Source organism: Vibrio fluvialis (assembly GCF_900460245.1).
In the GTDB taxonomy this organism is placed as follows: Bacteria; Pseudomonadota; Gammaproteobacteria; order Enterobacterales; family Vibrionaceae; genus Vibrio; species Vibrio fluvialis.
In genome coordinates, this window is sequence record NZ_UHIP01000001.1 from 2,599,179 (window position 1) to 2,616,870 (window position 17,692).

The following is a 17,692-nucleotide window of genomic DNA, read 5'->3' on the forward strand; positions in this document are numbered from 1 at the left end:
TAAACAGCGCAATTTCAGGAAAAACAGCATGCGAGTTCCCCGTATCTATCATCCGCAACCTATCACTCACCTTGGCCCGTTGGTTTTAAGCGAAGACGCAGCTGGCCACATCGCTCGCGTTCTGCGTATGCAGGAAGGTCAGGAAGTGCTGGTGTTTGACGGCAGCGGCGCGGAGTTTCCGGCCATCATCAGTGAAGCGGGGAAAAAGCAGGTCGTGGTTGATCTGGCCGAGCGCATCGAAACTAACCTTGAATCCCCACTTCATCTGCATTTGGGTCAGGTAATTTCGCGCGGCGATAAGATGGAATTCACCATCCAGAAATCCGTCGAGCTTGGCGTCAATATCATTACGCCTCTGCTGTCTGAACGCTGCGGCGTGAAGCTTGATGCCAAACGTTTCGAGAAGAAACTGCAACAGTGGCAGAAGATAGCCATCAGTGCCTGCGAGCAATGCGGCCGCAACGTGGTGCCTGAAATTCGCCCCATCATGACGCTGGAAGAGTGGTGCGCCGAACAAACCGACGCACTGAAACTCAACCTGCACCCACGCGCCAAATATTCGATCAACACCCTTCCGGAGCCAGTGACCAAAGTGCGTCTGCTGATTGGTCCTGAAGGCGGTCTGTCGGCAGAAGAGATCGACATGACCCAGCAATACCACTTTGAAGAGACGCTGCTAGGCCCTCGCGTGCTACGCACCGAAACCGCAGCTCTTACCGCAATTACAGCCTTGCAAGTTCGTTTCGGCGATCTTGGCTAACGGAGATGAGCAATGATTAAACTCGGTATCGTTATGGACCCGATTTCGTCCATTAACATCAAGAAAGATTCCAGCTTCGCCATGATGCTAGAAGCGCAGCGTCGCGGTTATGAGATTCATTACATGGAGATGAATGATCTACACTTAGATCAAGGCGTCGCCATGGCTGACACCAAAGTCGTCGAACTGAAAGAAGATCCAAACGGCTGGTACGAATTCAAATCTGAACAAACCATCGTGCTGTCTGAACTTGATGCTGTACTGATGCGTAAAGATCCTCCGTTTGATACCGAATACATCTACGCCACCTATATCCTGGAACGTGCGGAAGATGATGGCGCGCTGATCGTAAACAAACCGCAGAGCCTGCGTGACTGTAACGAAAAACTGTTCACCGCTTGGTTCCCGGAACTGACTCCAACCACCATTGTGACCCGCAAAGCAGAGAAAATTAAAGCGTTTCGCGAACAACATGGTGATGTGATCCTGAAACCGCTGGACGGCATGGGTGGCGCATCCATTTTCCGCGTCAAACAAGGCGATCCAAACGTTTCTGTGATCATCGAAACCCTGACTAACCACGGCCAGAATTACTGCATGGCGCAAACGTTCGTCCCAGACATCAGCAACGGTGACAAGCGTATTCTGGTGGTTGACGGCGAACCGATGCCTTACTGCCTGGCGCGTATTCCGGCACAAGGCGAAACCCGTGGTAACCTGGCGGCCGGTGGACGCGGCGAACCACGTCCACTGAGCGAGACGGATCGCAAGATTGCAGAAACCGTCGCTCCGATACTAAAAGAGAAAGGCTTGATCTTTGTTGGCCTCGACGTTATTGGCGATAAACTGACTGAGATTAACGTAACCAGCCCAACCTGTATTCGCGAAATTGAGGCGGCGTTCGATATCTCAATCACTGGCAAACTCATGGATGCGATCGAGCGTCGCATTAAAGCATTGTCACTGTAAGGAGCATTAGCTCCTGAACGCTAGAAGGTTGGAGACAAGATGAATCTGACGAACCATTTTCTCGTAGCGATGCCCAGCATGAAGGATCCGTACTTCAAGCACAGTGTCATCTACATCTGCGAGCATAACGAAGAAGGCGCGATGGGGCTGATGATCAACGCGCCGATCGATATTACGGTCGGCGGCATGTTGCAGCAGGTGGAAGTCGAACCCGCTTATCCGCAATCACACGAAGACAGCCTGAAACGTCCGGTATTCAACGGCGGGCCGGTATCGGAAGATCGCGGATTTATTCTGCATCGCCCCAAAGATCATTACGAATCCAGCATTCGTATGACCGACGACATTGCCGTCACCACGTCCAAAGACATTCTGACCGTGCTCGGCACCGAAGCAGAACCAAGCGGATACATCGTCGCCCTTGGCTACTCTGGCTGGTCTCCGGGCCAGCTGGAAGATGAACTGGCTGAGAACTCCTGGCTGACGATTGAAGCCGATCCGGAGCTGATCTTTAACACGCCAATCCACGAAAAATGGAACAAGGCGATTCAAAAGCTCGGCATTAATCCTCACCAGTTGTCGACTCAGTCCGGCCACGCTTAATTGCAGCAGCGCTTCTCGAAGCGCTGTTTATTTTTACGTTTAGACCCACGAGAAACACCCTATGTCACGTACCATTATGGCGTTTGATTTCGGCACCAAAAGTATCGGCAGCGCAATCGGTCAGGAGATCACTGGCACCGCGTCACCGCTGAAAGCGTTCAAAGCCAATGACGGCATTCCGAATTGGGATGATATTGAAAAACAAATCAAAGAGTGGCAACCGGATCTGTTGGTGGTTGGCCTGCCAACCGATCTGCACGGCAAAGCGCTGGAGACCATCACGCCGCGGGCGAAGAAATTTGCCCAGCGCCTGCATGGCCGTTTTGGTTTGCCAGTTGAACTGCACGATGAGCGCCTCTCAACCACTGAAGCGCGCTCCGAACTGTTCTCGATGGGTGGCTATAGGGCATTGAGCAAAGGCAATGTCGATTGCCAGTCGGCGGTCATCATTCTAGAAAGCTGGTTTGAGAGCTTGTGGAACGAGTAACCCTGTTCCCCCAGCAACGTCCTCTGCGAACACAAAGAAAAACAGCCACTGTCGTGGCTGTTTTTTATTCCATGTCGATTTGCACATGATCCAGTGAACCGCTGCTGCTCACATCACCCCGCTGAGTCTTGAGCATCAAGCGCAGATCGTTGGCCGAATCGGCACAGTGCAGCGCATCCTGTTCGCTGATCTTGTTCTCGACCACCAACTGATACAACGCCTGATCAAAAGTCTGCATGCCAACCTCTTTCGATTTCGCCATGGTGCTTTTCAGCTCATGCAAATCGCCGCGTCGGATGATGTCCGACACCCGTGGACTGTTGAGCAACACTTCAAACACGCCGTGACGCCCTTGCCCGTTTTTATCGCGGATCAATTGCTGACCTACGACGCCTTTGAGGTTCATCGACAGGTCAAACAGAAATTGTTCACGCAGCTCCTTTGGCACCAGATGCAAAATACGTTCGAGCGCTTGGTTGGCGTTGTTGGCGTGCAGAGTGGCCATGCACAAGTGACCGGTTTCGGCGAAGGTCATTGCGTATTCCATGGTTTCACGGCTGCGGATCTCTCCGATCAAAATCATATCCGGCGCCTGGCGTAGCGAGTTCTTCAGCGCCAATTCATAGCTTTCGGTGTCCAATCCCACTTCGCGCTGCGTCACGATGCAGCGCTGGTGCTCATGGACAAATTCAATCGGATCTTCGACGGTGAGAATATGCCCGCTGCGGTGCGTGTTGCGATAGCCAGTCATCGCGGCCATGGTGGTCGATTTGCCCGATCCTGTCGCCCCAACCACCAGTACTAAACCGCGTTTGGCAATCGAGAGATCTTTCAGCACCGCTGGCAGTTTGAGTTCATCAAAGGTCGGAATCTGCGTTTCTATGCGGCGAATCACCGCACCGGGCAGCTCGCGCTGAAAAAAAGCGCTGACGCGAAAACGCCCCAAATCACGCACGATGGCAAAGTTAGCTTCACGCGTCGTCAGATACTCCGCATGGCGCGCCTCATCCATCATCGCAGCCAGCAGCGCGCTGACCTGCGCTTCATCCAGCTTCTCACCCTGCGCGCGCAGTTCACCATCGACCCGGTACAGCACGGGGGCGCCCACAGTAATATATAGATCTGACGCTTTATGCGTCATCATGCCTTGCAGGCACTCCTCGAGTTGCATCGTGTTCTCTCTTAAAACGCGGACATTTCCAGTTCAATTTTCTTCTGCACTTCTGCCGGATCCACCAGCCCTTGCGCGATCAACTGTTTGGCATGCTGCTCCATAGTCTGCATTCCATGGGAGGCGCCAGTCTGAATGATCGAATACATCTGCGCGACTTTATCTTCGCGAATCAGGTTACGGATAGCAGGCGTCGCCAACATGATTTCATGACACGCCACTCGCCCGCCACCCAGACGTTTGAGCAGTTTTTGCGCAATCACCGCACGCAGCGATTCTGACAACATTGAACGTACCATGTCCTTGTCGCTGCCCGGGAACACATCGATGATGCGGTCAATCGTTTTCGCCGCCGAACTGGTGTGCAGCGTGCCGAACACCAAGTGGCCGGTTTCCGCCGCCGTCAGCGCTAAGCTGATGGTTTCCTGATCGCGCAACTCACCGACCAGAATCACATCCGGATCTTCACGCAATGCGCTGCGCAGCGCGTTTTTAAAACTGTGGGTATCGCGGTGTACTTCACGCTGGTTGATCAAGCATTTGTTGTTACTGTGCACAAACTCAATCGGATCTTCGATAGTCAGCACATGCTTGTTATGGGTTGCGTTGATGTAATCGACCATCGCCGCCAGCGTGGTTGATTTACCCGAGCCGGTCGGTCCGGTCACCAGCACCAAACCTTTTTCGTAATTGGCGATTTTGTGGAAAATTTCCGGAGCCTCAAGCTGGTCCAGAGTCGGGATCACGGTCGGAATGGTACGAAATACCGCAGAAGCGCCGCGCGACTGATGGAAAGCGTTGACACGAAATCGGCCGATGTCCGGTAACGCAAAGGAAAAGTCCACTTCCAGCTTTTCTTCGTACTCACTGCGCTGGGCATCATTCATAATTTCAAAAATTAATCGATGCACATCAGCGTGTGTAAACGCAGGTACGCCAAGCTTTCTCACTTCACCATCGATGCGTACCATAGGAGGAACACCCGCAGAAAGATGTAGATCTGACGCATTATGCTTTACACTAAATTCCAGTAACTCAGAGATATCCATCTATTTTCCTTAGTAAAGTCTGGCTATGAGTAGTATTCAACAAAATCTTGAACATATCACTTCACAGATCGAAAACGCACAACAAAAGTGTGGCCGTCCTCGAAGCTCTGTGCAACTTCTGGCTGTCAGCAAAACCAAACCGGTCGAGGCCATTCTCGAAGCGGCACAGGCAGGTCAGCGTGCCTTTGGCGAAAACTACGTGCAGGAAGGCTGCGATAAAGTGCAGTTTTTTGCCGAGTATCACCCGGAACTCGATCTCGAATGGCACTTCATCGGTCCGCTTCAGTCGAATAAAACCCGGCTGCTCGCCGAGCATTTCGACTGGATGCACACCATTGACCGCGCCAAGATTGCACAGCGCCTGAGTGAGCAGCGCCCCGCTCATTTGCCGCCACTGCAGGTGCTGATTCAGGTCAACACCAGTGGCGAAGCCTCGAAATCCGGCATCAGCGAGAATGATTTATTTACACTTGCAGAATTGATTTCCGGCCTGCCAAACCTCACTTTAAGAGGATTGATGTCCATTCCGGAAAACGTGCCTGACTACCCGTCGCAACTTGCGGCATTTCGCCAACTGGCGACATTGAAAGACCGGCTGGCCGAAAAATATGACGGCATCGACACTCTGTCGATGGGCATGAGTGGCGACATGGAAGCCGCAATTGAAGCAGGCAGCACGATTGTGCGGATTGGTACGGCGATTTTTGGTCAGCGTGACTACAGTCGCTCGTAAGAATGCATCAACCCTATTTTTGATTTGGATGAGATCATGGAACAGAGAACCATCGCCTTTATTGGCGCAGGAAACATGGCGCACGCCATCATTGCAGGCTTAGTGGGCAGCGGCTACCCGGCGCAACACATAATCGCCACCGCACCGTCAGAGACGCGTCGCAAGCCGTTGGAAGACAACTATGGCATTCGTACCACCGGCGACAACCTAGCTGCGGCAAGCGAAGCTGACGTGGTGGTACTGGCGGTCAAACCTCAGTTGATGGCAGACGTATGTAAGCCGCTGCAAGTGATCGATTTTTCTAATAAGCTGGTGATTTCCATCGCCGCAGGTGTATCGGTGGAACGTCTCAACGCCATGCTCGGCAGTACACTGAATCTGGTGCGCGTGATGCCAAACACACCATCATTGGTGAATCGCGGCATGGCCGGGCTGTATGCGTCCGCGTCCGTGTCTGAAGCCGATAAAGCGTTCACCGCCGAACTGATGGCTGCGGTAGGCAAAGTGTGCTGGGTAGAACAGGAATCCGGCATCAACAGCGTGATTGCGGCAGCGGGCAGCGCTCCGGCGTACTTCTTCCTGTTTATGGAAGCAATGCAAGCCGAAGCGATGGCGCAAGGGTTTGATAAAGAGACCGCGCGCCTGCTGGTGCAACAATCAGCGCTGGGCGCCGCTGAAATGGTGCAAGCCAATCCTGACATCGAACTGTCAACGCTACGCGAACAGGTGACATCGAAAGGCGGCACCACCGCTGAAGCCATCCGTACCTTTAACGAACATCAGTTAACGGACATCGTGGCCAAAGCGATGCGCGCGGCAGTCAGCCGCGCTGAAGAGATGGAAAAATTATTTTAAACTGACGGTCACCCAGTGTTGAGTGACCACCATATGTAGTAAGGGCTTCTTATGAATGCAATGAGTTTTCTAATCTCCACCCTGTTTGATATTTATATCATGGTCGTGATTCTGCGAATCTGGCTACAGGCAGCGCGTGCAGATTTCTACAACCCATTTTCTCAGTTTGTGGTCAAAGCGACGCAACCCGTGGTTGGCCCACTACGTCGTGTGATTCCGTCTATCGGCAGTCTGGATTTGGCCACCGTGCTGTTTGGTTACGTGCTGTGTATTCTCAAATACGTCGCGCTGATCCTGATTGCCTCTCGCGGCGGCGTTGTGTTCAGCGCAGACTTCCTGCTGCTGGGCCTGTTGTCGCTTGTTAAAGCGGCGGGTGGCCTGCTGTTCTGGGTACTGCTGCTGCGTGCGATTCTAAGCTGGGTAAGTCAGGGTCGTAGCCCGGTAGAATACGTATTCCACCAACTGACAGAACCGATGCTGGCACCAATTCGCCGCATTATTCCGGTGATGGGTGGCTTTGATCTGAGCGTGCTGGTGCTGTTTATCGCGCTACAGTTTGCCAACTTCCTGATGGGCGATATCATCGGCCCAATCTGGTATCAGCTATAATGAAAGCAGCATGGTTTGAAGGGGACGATCTGCTGCTGCGACTCTATATTCAACCCAAAGCCAGTCGCGACAGCATTGTGGGGTTGCACGGAGATGAACTAAAGGTGGCGATCACCGCACCACCAGTGGACGGAAAAGCCAACGCTCATCTCAGTAAATACCTGGCCAAACAGTGTAAAGTTGCCAAGGGCCTGATCGATATAGAGAAAGGAGAACTGGGGCGTCATAAACAGATACGCATCCATACTCCGGCACAGATTCCGCCCGAAGTTCAAGCCATACTCGACTAAATAGCCAGTTCCCCGCCCTCATATGGTGGGGAATATTTTTTTCAAGAAGGAGAAAACCCATGCGTCAATGGATACTCGCCCTATTGCTCGCTTGTGCCGCGTTACCTGCCAGTGCAGAGCAATTGATCAACATTAAGGATGTTGAGGTACACTACTCCGCTTTTAACTCAACGTTTCTGACGCCGCAGGTGGCGAAAAGTTACAAGCTGACCCGTAATGGTTATTCAGCGGTGCTCAACATCAGCGTGCTTGATACCAGCACTGCGGGTAAGCCCGCGGTAGAAGCGAAGCTGTCGGGTCAGGTGAAGAATCTGATCGGCAACATGCGCGAACTGGAGTTCAGCGAAGTCAAAGAAGGTAATGCGATTTACTATCTGGCAGAATTCCCGATCAGCAATGAAGAGGATCTCAGCTTTGATATTGATGTCAACGCAGGCCTCAAAGGCGCTGGAAAGCTGAGATTCACTCAGAAGTTTTACGTTGAGAAGTAACCTTTAACCGAAAAGAGAGTGCGATGAAGAAGATTGTATTAGCCACCGGAAACCAGGGCAAAGTACGTGAAATGGCCGACCTGTTGGCTGATTTTGGTTTTGATGTGGTCGCACAAAGCGAATTCAATGTCTCTGAGGTGGCCGAAACCGGCACTACCTTTATCGAAAATGCCATCATCAAAGCGCGCCACGCGGCCAAAGAAACGGGTTTACCGGCCATTGCCGATGACTCCGGTCTGGAAGTCGATTACCTTGGCGGCGCACCAGGCGTTTACTCTGCGCGCTACGCGGGTGAGGATGCATCCGATCAACAAAACCTGGAAAAGCTGCTCGATGCGATGAAAGACGTGCCAGAAGCGCAGCGCAGCGCACGTTTTCACTGTGTATTGGTTCTGATGCGCCATGAGAACGATCCGACGCCGCTGGTTTGCCACGGCAAATGGGAAGGTCGTATCCTGACACAAGCGCACGGCAGCAACGGTTTTGGTTACGATCCGATCTTCTTCGTTCCGGAAGAAAACTGCGCATCGGCTCAGCTTGAACCGATGCGTAAAAAGCAGCTGTCGCACCGCGGTCAGGCGCTGAAAAAACTGTTTCAGGCGATTGAAGAGCAAAAGCAGTGATGTTGACTCCTCCGGCACTCAGCCTATACGTACACATACCGTGGTGCGTGCAGAAATGCCCGTATTGCGATTTTAACTCGCATGCTCTCAAAGCCGACATTCCGGAAGAGGAATACATTGATGCGCTGTTGGAAGATCTCGATACCGATATCGAGCGCTACCAGCTGGCGGGCGATCCGCGTCTGCTGCACTCGATCTTCATCGGCGGCGGCACGCCAAGCCTGATCTCGGCCGACGGCATCGGCCGCTTACTGCGCGGAATTGAAGCGCGTATCGCGTTTAAACCCGATATCGAGATCACCATGGAAGCCAACCCGGGCACCATCGAAGCCGAGCGCTTTGCTGGTTATCGCCACGTGGGTGTGACGCGTATTTCGATTGGGGTGCAGAGCTTTGAACCGGAGAAACTCTCTCGTCTGGGGCGTATTCACGGTCGGGACGAAGCCGTCAATGCCGCCAAGCTGGCGCATCAGATTGGCTTAAACAGCTTTAACCTCGATCTGATGCACGGCCTGCCGGATCAGGCGTTGGATCAAGCGCTGGCGGATCTCGATCGCGCCATCGAACTCGCGCCGCCGCACCTGTCTTGGTATCAGCTCACCATTGAACCGAACACCATGTTCTACTTCAAGCCACCGACCTTACCGGACGACGATGCGCTGTGGGACATCTTCGATCTCGGTCATCAGAAACTGACCGAGGCAGGTTATGTGCAGTATGAGATTTCGGGGTACAGCAAACCGGGCTATCAGTGTCAGCACAATCTCAACTACTGGCGTTTTGGTGACTACCTGGGGATCGGTTGTGGTTCGCACGGTAAGCTGAGTTTTGCTGACGGACGCATTGTGCGCACCACCAAGGTCAAACACCCGCGCGGTTATCTGGCGGCGTATCAGAACCTGGCGAAGCCTTACCTCGACAGCGAACAACTGGTGGAGGATGTGGATCGTCCGTTTGAGTTCTTCATGAACCGCTTCCGCCTGATTGAACCGTGCCCGAAGGCCGATTTCAGCGCCACTACCGGCCTGCCAATCAGTGTGATTCAACCCACGTTGGACTGGGCTATCGAACAGGGTTATCTGAGTGACAATGATACCCACTGGCAGATCACCGAGAAGGGCAAACTGTTTCTGAACGATCTGTTGGCAGCGTTTATGGCGGAAGAAGATTAATCCGCCATTTGCGTGAAAAAATCAGTATCCAGACTCTGCCACACATGCAGAGCGAAATAGGAATGATAAGGCGCAGCCACAGCAAGAAGCTCTGTTGGGGTCGCGTTTTCTTTTTCCGCAAACAAAGCCAGCCCGCGCTTTAACGAGGCATCACCTTGTGACCATACATTGGGGCGGCCAAAGAAAAAAATGGCAGTCATTTCGGCCGTCCACGGCCCGATGCCCCACAACTGGGTCAAACTGCGAATCAGCTCTTCATCCGTCATCATGGCCAGTTGATGAATTTCAATCTGCTTGTCTTCCAACGCGCTGCGCACACCGCAAATGGTACGCACTTTAGCATTCGACAATCCGCAGCGGCGCAGTAACGTGCTGTTGGGTTCGGTAAACAGGTCAAACAGCGTCACATCATCGCTGAGCAGCGCTTCAACACGTTGCCAGATGGTTTTTGCCGCCTGATTGGAGAGTTGCTGGCCCGCAACGGAACGAGCCAGATAAGGAAAGAACAGCGCTTCAGGTTGCAGGTTCAGCGATTGCACACCATTGGTAGCAATCGCTTGATTGAGCAACGTATAGGGCTGCGTCGCGTTGAGCAGAGTCTGATGAATCTGGTGTGACATGTCCTTCGTCATAATCCCCGTCCCTGACAACCTGTCGTGAGCTTAGAAAATAGAGCGACCGATCCGCTGCGCGAGTAGCTCGAGAGCTTTGGTGCCTGCCAGCGAGTTGCCGGACGGATCCAGCTCTGGCGACCAGACCGCGATGGTCATTTCGCCCGGCACGATGGCGATAATGCCACCGCCCACGCCGGATTTGCCCGGCATACCGACCCGATAAGCAAACTCACCAGCACCGTCATACAGACCGCAGGTGGCAAGCAGCGCATTAATCTGTTTGCTTTGCGTGGCCGTGATCACCGGCTCTTGCGTCAGCACAGACACACCTTTGTTGGCCAGATAGCTGAAGGTTTTCGCCAGCTCGACACAACTCATTTTCAGCGCACAGGCGTGAAAATAGTTGGCCAGAACCGGCAGCACTTCGTTATCAAAGTTGCCAAATGAGCGCATCAGATAGGCAATCGCCGCATTGCGGTCGCTGTGCTGCATTTCCGAGTTCGCCACCACTTTATCGTAGATGATCTGCTCTTCGCCGCACAGTTGGCGCACAAATTCCAGCAAACGCTGACGCGGTGCCGATAATCGGCTGTGCAGCATATCTGCCACCACAATCGCGCCTGCATTGATGAAGGGATTGCGAGGAATGCCCTGCTCCATTTCAAGCTGAATCAAGGAGTTGAACGCTTGTCCGGATGGCTCTTTGCCCACCCGGCTCCACAGTTCTTCCGGTTGATACAAGCCCATGGCGAGCGTCAGGCTCAGCGCTTTAGAGATCGACTGAATGGAAAATCCTTCCTCAGCATCTCCGGCTGTGATCACTTCACCCTGATTGGTGTAGACCGCAATCCCCAGTTTATAATTCGGCACTTCTGCCAGTGCCGGTATGTAATCCGCGACTTTTCCTTGTCCGATCAGTGGGCGAACTTCATCCAATATGCTCGCCAGTAATTCTGGTGTCGGTTTCATTGTGTCGGCTTTACTTTCTTATTGTTATCGTCCCTATTCCAGCAGAGCACGCCATATCCGCGGCGATTTCCTGAGGAATACAGTCAAAAAAGCCAACATTGCAGCAATGTTGGCTTTCGTTCACGTTACGTGCCGGGCTAGTATCTGCCGCCCGGCCGCGGCTTGTCCAGTATTAACTGATGCGTTTGTATTTGATGTCCCAAACGCCGTGTCCCAGACGATGGCCACGCTGTTCAAACTTAGTCAGCGGACGCTCTTCAGGGCGTGGCACGAAGTCACCCTCTTGCGCAATGTTCTTGAAACCCGGCGCTTGATTCATCACTTCGATCATGTGTTCTGCGTAGTTTTCCCAGTCGGTCGCCATGTGGAATACGCCTTCACCCAGCATAAGCTTCTGGCGTACCATTTCAGCAAACTCAAGTTGAACGATGCGACGCTTATGGTGACGTTTCTTATGCCATGGGTCAGGGAAAAACAGTTGTAACGTGGCCAGACTGCTGTCTGGAATCATGTTGGCAAACACTTCCACTGCATCGTGACACATTACGCGCAGGTTAGTGATACCTGCTTCACGGGCAGACGCCAGACAAGCACCCACGCCCGGGCTGTGCACTTCGATACCGAAGAAATTTTTCTCGGGTGCGTTTTTCGCCATTTCAACCAGTGAGGCGCCCATACCAAAGCCGATTTCCAGTACCACAGGATTGTTGTTGCCAAACACCTGCTGCCAGTCAAGCAGACCATCCTGATAATCAATTCCCATCGTTGGCCAGCACTCTTTCATCGCTGCTTCCTGACCTTTCGTCAGGCGGCCTTCACGACGCACGAAACTGCGGATTTTACGCACAATTTTGCCGTCTTCGGTGAACTCGTTTTTGGTTACTTCAGTCATTGGTATTGCCTGTTCAATTTTTAGTCTCGACTCAAAGGGCTTGTGATTATCCAAAGAATTGCTTTGGGCGCAAGTGTTATTGTCGTCGAACGCCACTCCCGAGCAACGTGAGTTGGCGCTAAGTGCTTATCCCATCAACAAACACACTTCATTGCCTGCGCTCACCACGCTCTGAACCTTGCTCAACGAGGATGTTAATCGCGTGGCGATTTTGATCATATGTTTTACATCCTCGCCATTCTATGGTGCAATTTTGCCCCATAATTCCAATCAATATAGAGCAAGTTGTGACTCCTTTCGCTAAGGCAATTCTTACCTGGTATGACGCATACGGGCGCAAAAACCTGCCGTGGCAGCAGAACAAAACCGCATACAGTGTCTGGCTGTCAGAAATCATGCTGCAACAGACTCAGGTAGCGACCGTAATCCCTTACTACCAACGATTTATGCAGCGTTTCCCTACCGTAACCGATCTCGCCAGCGCCGAGCAGGATGAAGTGCTGCACTATTGGACAGGCTTAGGTTATTACGCCCGAGCGCGCAATCTGCACAAAGCGGCCAAAATCGTTGCTGAGCAGTATCAGGGAGAGTTTCCAACCGATATTGAGCAGATGAATGCCCTGCCCGGCGTTGGCCGTTCAACGGCAGCAGCCGTACTCTCTTCGGTGCATAAACAGCCTCACGCGATTTTGGATGGGAATGTGAAACGTACTCTGGCGCGCAGCTTTGCAGTTGAAGGCTGGCCGGGACAAAAGAAAGTCGAAAATCAGCTATGGCAACACGCAGAAGCTAACACGCCGCAATCGGATGTCGATAAATACAACCAAGCGATGATGGACATGGGCGCGATGATCTGTACCCGAGCTAAGCCCAAATGCACCCTGTGCCCAATCGCAGAGATGTGCGTAGCCAATAAGCAAGGCAACCCGCTCGATTATCCGGGCAAAAAGCCTAAAAGCGAAAAACCGGTCAAAGAGACCTGGTTTGTGATGCTGCATCACGGCGAAGATGTGTGGCTTGAACAACGCCCGCAAAGCGGGATCTGGGGCGGCCTGTTCTGTTTTCCGGAACACAGCGATGCGGCGATTGAATATGCGCTCGATAAGCGTGGCATTGGCGAAAAACAGGTGTTGTCGCAGAAACCACTGATCGCATTTCGCCATACATTCAGTCACTATCATCTCGACATTACACCGATTTTGCTGGAATTGTCCGGCAAACCCGACATCATCATGGAAGCCAACAAAGGTCTTTGGTATAACTTAAGCCAACCTGAAGAGATCGGCTTAGCTGCTCCGGTGAAGCAGCTATTGCAAAGTCTTCCGTACGAAATTCACACGAAAAAAAATTAAAGAGGAAGTCATTATGAGCCGCACTGTATTTTGTGTTCGATTACAAAAAGAAGCGGATGGCCTGGATTTTCAACTCTATCCGGGCGAGTTGGGCAAGCGTATTTTCGACAACATCTCGAAAGAAGCCTGGGCGCAATGGCAAACCAAGCAAACCATGTTGATCAACGAGAAGAAGCTCAACATGATGGATCCTGAGCACCGTAAACTGCTTGAGCAAGAGATGGTGAACTTCTTGTTTGAGGGGAAAGACGTTCATATCGAAGGCTACACGCCACCAAGCCAATAATAGAACACCTGTTATTGCTAAGGTTATTACGAAAGACATCATCACCTTCTGGTATGATGTCTTTTTTGTATCTGACCCCTCACCCAACCATCGCCGGGGAGCGCATGAGAAAGTTAGTCTATTGCTTTGCCACCATACTGCTAGTGGGTTGCAGTCGTGAATTCGTCGAAAGTATTTATGACGTCAACTATGAGCCGACCAACCGTTTTGCGAAAAATTTGGCTCAGTTGCCTGGTCAGTTCGAAAAAGACACCGCCGCACTTGATGCACTGATCAACAGTTTCTCTGGCAACATCGAAAAACGTTGGGGAAGCCGCGAAGTAAAAATTGCTGGCAAAAGCAATTACGTCAAATACATCGATAACTACCTCAGCCGCGCGGAAGTCAACTTCAGCGACGGTAAAATCATCATTGAAACCGTCTCGCCGACCGATCCTAAAGGCCATTTGAAAGAGGCGATCATCACTACCCTGCTAACGCCCGACGATCCGGCGCACGTTGATCTGTTCTCGTCCAAAAACATCGAACTCAAAGGCCAGCCGTTCCTTTATCGTCAGGTGGTGGATCAGGAAAATCAGCCTATTCAGTGGAGCTGGCGTGCCAACCGCTTTGCCGATTATCTGATCGCCAATCAGCTCAAAGTGAAGCAGGTCGATTTCAAAAAAGCCTACTACGTCGAAATTCCGATGGTGGCAGATCAGATTCAGATTCGCAGCTATCAGTACGCCGATATCGTGCAGCGTGCTTCGCGTAAATACGGCATTCCGGAGGATTTGATCTATGCGATCATCAAAACTGAAAGCAGCTTTAACCCATATGCGGTAAGCTGGGCCAACGCGTATGGTCTGATGCAGGTTGTGCCGAAAACTGCCGGGCGCGATGTCTTTAAGCTGGTCAAAAACCGTTCCGGAGAGCCGACACCGGAATATCTGTTTAACCCGGAAAACAACATTGATACCGGCACCGCGTATTTCTACATTCTGAAAAATCGCTATCTGCGCGATGTACAAAACCCCACTTCGCTCGAATACAGCATGATTTCGGCCTACAACGGCGGGACGGGCGGCGTGTTAAATACGTTCAGTCGTGACCGTCAGCGAGCAATGAGAGACTTAAATGCGCTGCAACCGAACCAAGTTTATTGGGCATTAACCAAAAAACATCCGAATGCCGAATCACGCCGTTATCTGGAAAAAGTGACCCAATTTAAGAAAGAATTTAACGCAGGTTGAGAAAAAACAATCAGTTTGCTTAAAATAGCGCCAAACAAACCGTTTTTTGAATTTTTTTAGAAAAACTGGTTGACGGCAGAAGGGAAAATTCGTTTAATAGCGCTCCGTTGCCCGGATAGCTCAGTCGGTAGAGCAGGGGATTGAAAATCCCCGTGTCGGTGGTTCGATTCCGCCTCCGGGCACCACAATTTGATAATTGTTGGTGCATAGCACGAACAGTTTTAGCAAAGAATATAGTGTGCCGACTTAGCTCAGTAGGTAGAGCAACTGACTTGTAATCAGTAGGTCACCAGTTCGATTCCGGTAGTCGGCACCATTCTTTTGCTTCGATAGCTCAGTCGGTAGAGCAGGGGATTGAAAATCCCCGTGTCGGTGGTTCGATTCCGCCTCGAGGCACCATTATTTGGTGCAGTTGTTTTACAACGCACAAATAATTCCCCCTTAGTTCAGTCGGTAGAACGGCGGACTGTTAATCCGTATGTCGCAAGTTCAAGTCTTGCAGGGGGAGCCACTTTTAGAAAGCTCAGTCGAAAGACTGGGCTTTTCTTTTATCTGCGCGTTGCAAAGGTGTCCTTAAGTCCATCGCCGTGCTCCTCGCAAAATCACTGCCCTCCTCTCTTATTCAAAAACACATTCCTCCCCCACCCCCTAGCCAGCCATTCTTTCTCATTCCGCTGCATCAATGACTCACAAGATTTGTAATCCGAACACTTTTTTCGCAACAAAAATTTAATCGACATCATAGTTTCACCATTTGCTCATATCCAGCGCTACCAGCAATCAATAAGATGCATTTTGTCATTTAAATGTCATCTAACTTCGCGTCACTTCATTTAGCCGACGCCAAAAGGTTGCTCATGAAACTAAAAAAACAAGCTTATTTATTATCAGGAATTATCCTGACAGCCCTTCTGGCGCTTAGCATTAGCGGCCTTTCGACACTGCGCGTAGCCAGCAACATGGACAACAAAGCCCGTGTTACCGAACATTTTAAGAGCGCATACAGTATTCTGACTGAAGTGGAGAAGATGGCTCAGGAAGGAAAACTGAGCGACAGTGATGCTAAACAGCTCGCCACCCGCCTGATGCGTAATAACATCTACAAAGACAATGAGTATGTGTATGTGGCGGATGAAAAGATGAATTTCGTCGCGACGCCCCTCGATCCCCAACTGCACGGCACCAGCTTCAACGATTTCAAAGATGGTCAGGGCAACAGTGTCGGTCAGCTGATCCAGAATGTGCTGCGCAACAAGCGTGATCAAATCGTTGAATACACCTGGACTCAAAAACAAGCCGATGGTTCGATCGAAGAGAAACTGTCTATCGCTCAAAAGACTCCTTACTGGGGCTGGGTTGTCGGCACGGGTATCGGTTTTAACGAAGCCAACGCGCGCTTCTGGTCTACCGCTCAGTGGCAGTTGCTGCTCTGCCTGGGCATTGCAGCAGGCATTTTGTCGACGTTGATCGTGGCGATTCGCCGTATGCTGACCCTGCTTGGCGGCGAGCCCAATGATGTCCGCGACGCGGTTCAGGCTGTCGCCCGAGGTGAAATCCAGACACACTTTACCCATTCCGCTCCGAAAGAGAGTATTTATGGCGCGGTGCAGATGATGAGCCTGTCATTGGCACAACTGGTACAGAATCTCGATCAATCGATGCAGGCACTACGTCATGAATTGTCTGCGGTGGAATCTCGATCCCGTTCGCTGAGCACCCTGACTGAAAATCAGCAGCAATCGACGGCAATGATTGCCACTGCGATGACAGAAATGGCGTCATCCGCAACTGAAGTGGCGAACTCGGCGCGTGATACGGCGCGAAATACTGACGAAGCGGATAAGCAGAGCCAGCATACGCAGCAATTAATTACCAACACGGCCACCAATATTCAAGGGCTGGCCAATGAACTCGATACCGCCAGCCAAGCGGTGGCAGCGCTTGATAACGATGTGAATAACATCGTCAAAGTTCTGGATGTGATTGGCGACATCGCCGAACAAACAAATCTGCTGGCGCTGAATGCCGCCATTGAAGCAGCGCGAGCTGGCGAACAAGGCCGTGGTTTTGCGGTGGTTGCCGACGAAGTACGTAATCTGGCGGGTCGCACGCAAACCAGTACCAAAGAAATTCAGCAGATGATCCAAAACCTTCAGGCGGGTTCACGTAACGCGATCACCACCATGAGTGTCTGCGCGCAAACCAGTCAGAGTACGGTAGCGGAATCACAAAGTGCCTCTGAAGCGCTGTCGGTGATTGTGTCAGCTCTGGAAAGTATTTCTGCCATGAGTCATCAAATTGCCACGGCAGCGGCGGAGCAGACTCAAGTTAGCGATGATATCTCGCTACGTATCAACATGATCGAAGAGAGCGGCGCGCAGTTAAGCACGGTGGTGTCTGACAGCCATAACAGCACTCGCACCCTGAGCGATCTGAGTCATGATCTCGAGAAATGGGTGACGAAGTTCTCAGTGAAGTCCTAACCCTACCCTGCCACTTCGCATAAAGCCCGTTTTTTCACGTGCTTTATGCGGT

The 17,692-nt window shown here is 51.8% G+C and carries 20 protein-coding genes and 4 tRNA genes; 19 read left to right on the forward strand and 5 right to left on the reverse strand.

Annotated elements, in window-relative coordinates; all coding sequences use genetic code 11:
• Positions 1-28: 28 nt before the first annotated feature.
• The 4 genes from rsmE (at position 29) to ruvX (ending at position 2,819) form a co-directional block, all read left to right on the forward strand.
• Positions 29-760 carry a 16S rRNA (uracil(1498)-N(3))-methyltransferase gene (gene rsmE / locus DYA43_RS12150; protein WP_024374567.1) on the forward strand — a complete coding sequence of 244 codons (732 nt, stop codon included), beginning with the start codon at positions 29-31 and terminating at the stop codon, positions 758-760.
• A 12-nt stretch (positions 761-772) separates the two neighbouring features.
• Positions 773-1,729 (forward strand): glutathione synthase, encoded by a 957-nt coding sequence (gene gshB / locus DYA43_RS12155; RefSeq protein ID WP_024374566.1) that lies wholly within the window; start codon positions 773-775, stop codon positions 1,727-1,729.
• A 39-nt stretch (positions 1,730-1,768) separates the two neighbouring features.
• Complete coding sequence (locus DYA43_RS12160; RefSeq protein WP_032080468.1) at positions 1,769-2,332, forward strand: YqgE/AlgH family protein; 564 nt, start codon at positions 1,769-1,771, stop codon at positions 2,330-2,332.
• Positions 2,333-2,393: 61 nt separating this feature from the next.
• Positions 2,394-2,819, forward strand: coding sequence for a Holliday junction resolvase RuvX (gene ruvX / locus DYA43_RS12165; RefSeq protein ID WP_044366735.1), 426 nt, complete (start codon positions 2,394-2,396; stop codon positions 2,817-2,819).
• Between the two features lie 64 nt (positions 2,820-2,883).
• Here ruvX and DYA43_RS12170 read toward each other — a convergent pair whose 3' ends face one another.
• Entirely contained in the window at positions 2,884-3,990 is a 1,107-nt protein-coding gene (locus DYA43_RS12170) for a PilT/PilU family type 4a pilus ATPase (RefSeq protein ID WP_061056910.1), read from the reverse strand.
• Between the two features lie 11 nt (positions 3,991-4,001).
• Positions 4,002-5,039, reverse strand: a complete 1,038-nt coding sequence (locus DYA43_RS12175) for a type IV pilus twitching motility protein PilT (RefSeq protein WP_024374563.1) — start codon at positions 5,037-5,039, stop codon at positions 4,002-4,004.
• 25 nt (positions 5,040-5,064) lie between these two features.
• Here DYA43_RS12175 and DYA43_RS12180 point away from each other — a divergent pair, with 25 nt between their 5' ends.
• From DYA43_RS12180 to hemW, 7 genes are read left to right on the forward strand one after another with little or no spacing between them, the layout of a single operon-like run.
• Positions 5,065-5,772, forward strand: a complete 708-nt coding sequence (locus DYA43_RS12180; protein ID WP_061056911.1) for a YggS family pyridoxal phosphate-dependent enzyme — start codon at positions 5,065-5,067, stop codon at positions 5,770-5,772.
• A 36-nt stretch (positions 5,773-5,808) separates the two neighbouring features.
• Positions 5,809-6,627 (forward strand): pyrroline-5-carboxylate reductase, encoded by an 819-nt coding sequence (proC, locus tag DYA43_RS12185; protein WP_061056912.1) that lies wholly within the window; start codon positions 5,809-5,811, stop codon positions 6,625-6,627.
• Positions 6,628-6,678: 51 nt separating this feature from the next.
• Entirely contained in the window at positions 6,679-7,236 is a 558-nt protein-coding gene (locus tag DYA43_RS12190; protein ID WP_024374560.1) for a YggT family protein, read from the forward strand.
• A complete protein-coding gene (gene yggU, locus DYA43_RS12195) occupies positions 7,236-7,526 on the forward strand; it encodes a DUF167 family protein YggU (RefSeq protein WP_024374559.1) in 291 nt (96 codons plus the stop codon). The genes DYA43_RS12190 and yggU overlap by 1 nt, the downstream gene beginning before the upstream one ends.
• A 59-nt stretch (positions 7,527-7,585) precedes the next feature.
• Positions 7,586-8,017 (forward strand): DUF4426 domain-containing protein, encoded by a 432-nt coding sequence (locus DYA43_RS12200; RefSeq protein WP_032080472.1) that lies wholly within the window; start codon positions 7,586-7,588, stop codon positions 8,015-8,017.
• A 23-nt stretch (positions 8,018-8,040) separates the two neighbouring features.
• On the forward strand, positions 8,041-8,640 hold the full coding sequence (locus DYA43_RS12205; protein ID WP_024374557.1) for an XTP/dITP diphosphatase: 600 nt from the start codon (positions 8,041-8,043) through the stop codon (positions 8,638-8,640).
• On the forward strand, positions 8,640-9,812 hold the full coding sequence (gene hemW / locus DYA43_RS12210; protein ID WP_061056913.1) for a radical SAM family heme chaperone HemW: 1,173 nt from the start codon (positions 8,640-8,642) through the stop codon (positions 9,810-9,812). The genes DYA43_RS12205 and hemW overlap by 1 nt, the downstream gene beginning before the upstream one ends.
• On the opposite strand, the gene DYA43_RS12215 is transcribed toward hemW, so the two are convergent.
• The 3 genes from DYA43_RS12215 to trmB form a co-directional block, all read right to left on the reverse strand.
• On the reverse strand, positions 9,809-10,444 hold the full coding sequence (locus tag DYA43_RS12215; protein WP_061056914.1) for a DNA-3-methyladenine glycosylase family protein: 636 nt from the start codon (positions 10,442-10,444) through the stop codon (positions 9,809-9,811). The two genes, hemW and DYA43_RS12215, sit on opposite strands and share 4 nt — an antisense overlap.
• Positions 10,445-10,474: 30 nt before the next feature.
• Entirely contained in the window at positions 10,475-11,395 is a 921-nt protein-coding gene (gene glsB / locus DYA43_RS12220) for a glutaminase B (protein ID WP_024374554.1), read from the reverse strand.
• 172 nt (positions 11,396-11,567) lie between these two features.
• Positions 11,568-12,287, reverse strand: coding sequence for a tRNA (guanosine(46)-N7)-methyltransferase TrmB (gene trmB, locus DYA43_RS12225; protein ID WP_061056915.1), 720 nt, complete (start codon positions 12,285-12,287; stop codon positions 11,568-11,570).
• A gap of 287 nt (positions 12,288-12,574) precedes the next feature.
• On the opposite strand from trmB, the gene mutY reads away from it, so the two are divergent.
• The 8 genes from mutY (at position 12,575) to DYA43_RS12265 (ending at position 17,640) form a co-directional block, all read left to right on the forward strand.
• Positions 12,575-13,639, forward strand: a complete 1,065-nt coding sequence (mutY, locus tag DYA43_RS12230) for an A/G-specific adenine glycosylase (protein ID WP_061056916.1) — start codon at positions 12,575-12,577, stop codon at positions 13,637-13,639.
• Between the two features lie 13 nt (positions 13,640-13,652).
• A complete protein-coding gene (locus tag DYA43_RS12235; RefSeq protein ID WP_032080478.1) occupies positions 13,653-13,925 on the forward strand; it encodes an oxidative damage protection protein in 273 nt (90 codons plus the stop codon).
• A gap of 104 nt (positions 13,926-14,029) precedes the next feature.
• A complete protein-coding gene (mltC, locus tag DYA43_RS12240; protein WP_061057241.1) occupies positions 14,030-15,157 on the forward strand; it encodes a membrane-bound lytic murein transglycosylase MltC in 1,128 nt (375 codons plus the stop codon).
• A 109-nt stretch (positions 15,158-15,266) separates the two neighbouring features.
• Positions 15,267-15,342: transfer RNA gene (locus DYA43_RS12245), tRNA-Phe, on the forward strand.
• Positions 15,343-15,397: 55 nt separating this feature from the next.
• Positions 15,398-15,473 (forward strand) — tRNA-Thr (locus DYA43_RS12250).
• 7 nt (positions 15,474-15,480) lie between these two features.
• Positions 15,481-15,556: transfer RNA gene (locus tag DYA43_RS12255), tRNA-Phe, on the forward strand.
• A gap of 36 nt (positions 15,557-15,592) precedes the next feature.
• Positions 15,593-15,668, forward strand: a tRNA-Asn gene (locus tag DYA43_RS12260).
• A gap of 346 nt (positions 15,669-16,014) precedes the next feature.
• Complete coding sequence (locus tag DYA43_RS12265; RefSeq protein WP_061056917.1) at positions 16,015-17,640, forward strand: methyl-accepting chemotaxis protein; 1,626 nt, start codon at positions 16,015-16,017, stop codon at positions 17,638-17,640.
• Positions 17,641-17,692: the final 52 nt, after the last annotated feature.